Annotated in this window: 3 protein-coding genes; 1 reads left to right on the top strand and 2 read right to left on the bottom strand. The window is 74.7% G+C overall.

Annotated features, from left to right (window positions below):
• Nucleotides 1-193: 193 nt before the first annotated feature.
• Nucleotides 194-2200: a cellulase family glycosylhydrolase gene (locus tag GQS09_RS26855; RefSeq protein ID WP_165990135.1), complete on the bottom strand. Its 2007-nt coding sequence runs from the start codon at nucleotides 2198-2200 to the stop codon at nucleotides 194-196.
• Between the two features lie 274 nt (nucleotides 2201-2474).
• Entirely contained in the window at nucleotides 2475-3500 is a 1026-nt protein-coding gene (locus GQS09_RS26850) for a LacI family DNA-binding transcriptional regulator (RefSeq protein WP_165990134.1), read from the bottom strand.
• 410 nt (nucleotides 3501-3910) lie between these two features.
• On the opposite strand from GQS09_RS26850, the gene GQS09_RS26845 reads away from it, so the two are divergent.
• On the top strand, nucleotides 3911-5022 hold a 1112-nt coding region (locus GQS09_RS26845; protein ID WP_165990133.1), incomplete at its 3' end, for an ROK family glucokinase.

The following is a 5022-nucleotide window of genomic DNA, read 5'->3' as shown; positions in this document are numbered from 1 at the left end:
CGGGGGACGGCGGCCGGGCGGCGGCAGATGGGCGCTGCCGCCGCCCGGCGGGCTGGGCCGGGAAGGCCGCGTCGGTCCGCGCATGCCGGTCGCCTCGCACGCTGTGCACCGCCCCGCCGGACGGCGGGACGCCGGGACCGTACGGGATCCCGCACCGGCGGCGGTTCAAACCCCCCGGGGCCGGCCGGAGGGATCAGGCGGCGCCGGTGAGGCGCAGCACGGCGACGCCGTGCGGCTCCAGGGTGACCTTGCCGGCCGGGGTGCCGTCCAGGGCCAGCAGCTCGCCGCCGTCGGGCAGCACCGGCTCCACGGTCACCTCCTCCCGGCTCTGGCTGACCAGCCAGACGAAGACCCGGCCGTCCGGGTGTTCCAGCCGGTCCACGGCCACCCGGGTGTCGTTCACCGTCACCGGCCGCCGCACCCCGGCGGCGGTGGCCAGCGCACCGTAGAGCACCGCGGTGTCCTCCGGATTGACCCGTGGGGTGACCGCGGCCAGATACTCCAGCGGGTAGGTGCACAGCAGCAGCGCCCCGGCGCCCACCCGCCGCCGCAGCAGCGCCGGGCGGCCGTGCGCGTCCACCGCCAGGATCTCGGCCGGGTCGGGCCCGGCCGGCTCCACCGGGAGGAAGGCACGCCCGCTCTCCGTACCGCGGCCGGCCCGGAAGCGCAGCACATCGCCCTCGGCCAGGCCGCCCAGCGGGGACCGGAAGGTGAGCACCACCTCGTCGTCCTCGATCCGGTCCACCAGGCCGTACTCCAGCCGGTGCGTCACGCCGAACAGTTCGTCCAGCCGGGCGTACCAGGGGCCGCGCTGCTCGTCGTGGAAGCCGGGACAGTAGGACACGTAGACCGTGGTGCCCTGCCGGGCCAGCTCCACGAGCCGGTACCAGGTCGCCGAACGGAGCTGCTTGACCGAGGGCACCAGCAGCAGCCGGACCCCGCCGGGCCCGTCCGGCTCCGCCGCGCCGCCCGGCTCCCCCGGCGCGGCGCCGTCCAGCCCGTCGCTCTCCCGCAGCACCGCGGGCGGGGCGTCGGCCAGCCGGGCGGCGATCCACGCCTGCCGGCCGGTCTGCGCCACCTGCGCCCGGTCCTCGGGCCGGGTGAACGGGTAGACGGTGTCCAGATAGGACGAGACCAGCAGCGCGGTGTCGGTGCCGGCCCGGCGCAGCCGGCCGAAGTCGATCCGTTCCAGCAGGGCCCCGAAGGACTGCAGCTCCTTCAGCGGCGCCTTGGGCCGGCCCGCCGAGTCGGTGACCCCGAAATACATCTCGAAGGCGTGGTGCGAGTACGGCGGCTGGTGGCGCAGGTCCTCGTAGTCGGTGTTGTTCCAGGCCACCCAGCCGGTCGCGCCCGCCAGCAGCGAGTTGTGCAGCGCCTGCCGGTAGTAGCGGGCCGAGGAGCCGGCCGAGGCGAAGGCCGAGCTGAGGCCGAACTCCTCCATGATCACCGGGCGGCCGAAGGTGCCGGTCAGCTCGCACAGCCAGGCGGCGGTGTAGTGCTGGCGCACCGGGTCGTCGCCCATGGGGTAGACATGCGGGCCCAGGAAGTCGCAGAGGCCGGCCGCGTCGCGCAGCCGGAAGCCGTTGTCGTGGCCGGAGTTCTCCAGACCCCAGGCCCCGTCGCCCAGCGAGACGGGCTGCCGGGCGCCGCCGGCCCGCACCGCGTCGGTCATCAGCTGCGCCCAGGAGGCCACCGCCTCCCGGCCGGCCTCGGGCTCGCCGGGCGGTGAGCCGTAGATCGGCATCTCGTTGGAGATCAGCCAGGCGGCCACCGCCGGGTGGGTGCCGAACCGGCTCGCCATCTCCCGGGCGAACCACGCCTGCCGGGCCACCAGCCAGACATCGGTGTACAGGTCGCGCCCCTGGCGCCAGGACGGGTCCCAGTTCTCGCCGGACATGTGGCCGACGATGAACGTGGGCACGGTGGTCATGTCCAGTTCCCGGTGGCGGTCCAGGAAGTCCCGGTAGTGCGCGCACATCTGCTCGTCCACCCGGTCCGGTTCCGGGTGGAAGTCCGGCCAGTAGAAGAACGAGCGGGTCATGTTCAGGCCGTGGTCGCGCAGGGTGCGCAGTTCGCCGGTGACCAGGTCGCCGTCGTAGTTCCGCCACATCAGCGGCCCGCCGGCGCGGGACCAGAAGTTGACACCGAGCCAGGTGACGGGGCGGCCGCCGGCGGACAGGCGGAGAGAGGGGCGCTGCATTCAGCTTCTCCCGTACAGGCCAGAAGGGCAGGGGCGGGGAGTACCGGCGGGGAAGGGCATGATTCGGCCAGGAATCGCCCGAGGGCCCGCCGGTACTCCGGTGGTCATGCGACTGCGGACAGGAGGACGCGAGACGCGGCCCGCTGCGGACGGACCGGGCCGCGCAGCCAGAAGTGAACAGCTATACCGGTTCAGCGTCAAGAGGCCGGGTGTTCCCGGAAGCGGCCGAAGATGGCCGGATAAACCGGTTTACCGACGACCTTGCCGCGCGCGGTCACGCCCCGGCCGGGGCCGGGCCGGTGGAGCCGCGCAGGGTCAGCGAGGGGGCCGGGTCCTGGAGGTCGCCGGAGGCGGTGCCGCCGACCGCCTGCCGCAGCCGCCGGGCGGCGTGCGCGCCGTACGCCTGGATGTCCCGGCTGAGCGCGGTCAGCGGCGGATGCACCAGCTCGCACAGGGCCGAGTCGTCCCAGGCCAGCACCGACAGATCGGCCGGCACCGACAGCCCCAGGCCCTGCGCGGCGGTGCAGCCGGAGACCGCCATCACATCGTTGTCGTAGAGGATCGCGGTGGGCCGGGAGCCCGGCCCGGCGGCCAGCAGCTCCCGGGTGGCCGCGGCCCCCCGCTCCCCGCTGTAGTCCGCCTCCATGATCCGCCCGGCCAGCCCCAGTCCGGCCGTGACCTGCTCGAACGCCTCACTGCGTATCCGGGTGTGGCGCAGCCGGGACGGCCCGGTGACCCGGGCCAGCCGCCGGTGCCCCAGCTCCGCCAGGTGGTGCACGGCGGTGCGCACGGCCGCCGCGTCGTCGCTCCACACCGCGGGCAGCGAGCCGGTGCCCACCGGGTGGCCGATCACCACCGCCGGCATGCCCAGTTCCTCCAGCACCCGTACCCGGGCGTCCGCCACCTGGAGGTCCACCAGGAACACCCCGTCCACCTGCCGGCGCGCCCACCAGCCGCGGTAGAGGGCGATCTCCGCGGCCTGGTCCTCGGCCATGGTCAGCAGCAGCGGCGTGGTGTCGCGGGTGAGCTCGGCCTGGATGCCGGAGAGCAGCTGCATGAAGAACGGCTCCAGGCCCAGGGTGGCCGCCGGCCGGTCGATGACCATGCCGAAGGCGCCCGCCCTGCCGTCCGACAGGGCGCGGGCGGCGCTGCTGGGCTGCCAGCCCAGCTCCTCGGCGATCTGCAGGATGCGGCGCCGGGTGGGCTCCGAGACGCCGGGGCGGCCGTTCAGCGCGAAGGACACCGCGGCCTTGGTCACTCCCGCCCGCCGGGCGATGTCCTGCATGGTGGGGCGCTTCACTCGTTCTCCTCGAAACTGCTTTCCGGACAGCCGGTGACGCCCATTCCGCTGTTCGCCGTCCTGCGCGTCGGGCGGGCCGGCCGCTGAACCGGTAAAGGCGTGCGGGCCGGGGACGCCCCATCGTGCGCGACGGGGCGGAGGAAAGGCAATGCGGTGGCATGCGGCGGCAGGGACCCGTGACCGCCGCCCGTTCCCCTTGCGTTCCGTTCCCTTCCCTGCTCTTTCCTTTCCTTTCCTTCCCTTCCCATCCCGCCGGGACCGCGCCGGTGCGTCCGCCGCCCGCGGGGAACCGGGCGCGCGGCGGCACGCGGCGGCTCGTGCCGGCTCGGTGGCGTCGCGTGGCAGCTCCCGGATTGCGGCTTCGCCGGGGTGCCGGGAGCGGCGGGGAGGAGTGAGGCACAATCGAGCCGATGAGTACCTACCGTGAGCGCATGGGCCGGACGACGGCACGGGCCTCCGTGCTGCGCACCATCGCCACCCGCGAGCGGCGCTCACCTCTCTCCGCGCCCCGCGTCCCCACCGTCGGCATCGACATCGGCGGCACCAAGGTGATGGCCGGAGTGGTGGACGCGGACGGCCGCATCCTGGAGCGCATCCGCGCCGAGACCCCGGAGAAGTCCAAGAGTCCCCGGGTCGTGGAGGATGTGATCACCGAGCTGGTGCTGGACCTCTCCGACCGGCACGATGTGCACGCGGTGGGCATCGGTGCGGCCGGCTGGGTGGACACCGACCGCTCCAGGGTGCTGTTCGCCCCGCACCTGGCCTGGCGCAACGAACCCCTGCGGGAGAAGCTCGCCGCCCGCCTCGCCGTCCCGATCCTGGTGGACAACGACGCCAACGCCGCCGCCTGGGCGGAATGGCGGTTCGGCGCCGGCCGGGCCGACGACCACCTGGTGATGATCACCCTCGGCACCGGCATCGGCGGCGGCATCCTGGAGGAGGGCCGGCTGAAGCGCGGCGCCTACGGGGTGGCCGGGGAGTTCGGCCACATGCAGGTGGTGCCCGGCGGCCATCGCTGCCCGTGCGGCAACCGCGGCTGCTGGGAGCAGTACAGCTCCGGCAACGCCCTGGTGCGCGAGGCCCGCGAACTCGCCGCCGCCGACTCGCCCACCGCGCACCGGCTGCTGGAGCGCGTCGACGGCCGGACGGGCGACATCACCGGCCCGCTGGTCACCGAGCTCGCCCGGCAGGGCGACCCGATGTGCGTGGAACTGCTGGAGGACATCGGCCGCTGGCTGGGCGTCGGCCTGGCCAATCTGGCCGCCGCCCTGGACCCCTCCTGCTTCGTGATCGGCGGCGGGGTCTCCGACGCGGAGGACCTCCTCATCGCTCCCGCCCGGGACGCCTTCCGCCGTCAGCTGACCGGCCGCGGCTACCGTCCCGAGGCGCGGATCGTACGGGCGCGGCTCGGCGCGGACGCCGGCATGGTCGGCGCGGCCGACCTGGCCCGGCTGGTCGCCCGCCGGTTCGTGCGGGCCAACCGGCGCCGCGCCGAGCGCGTCCTGCGCGGCGGCGGGGCGGG

Source organism: Streptomyces sp. YIM 98790 (genome assembly GCF_011421595.1).
Lineage (GTDB): Bacteria > Actinomycetota > Actinomycetes > Streptomycetales > Streptomycetaceae > Streptomyces.
This window is presented reverse-complemented; position numbering and strand designations above follow the sequence as displayed.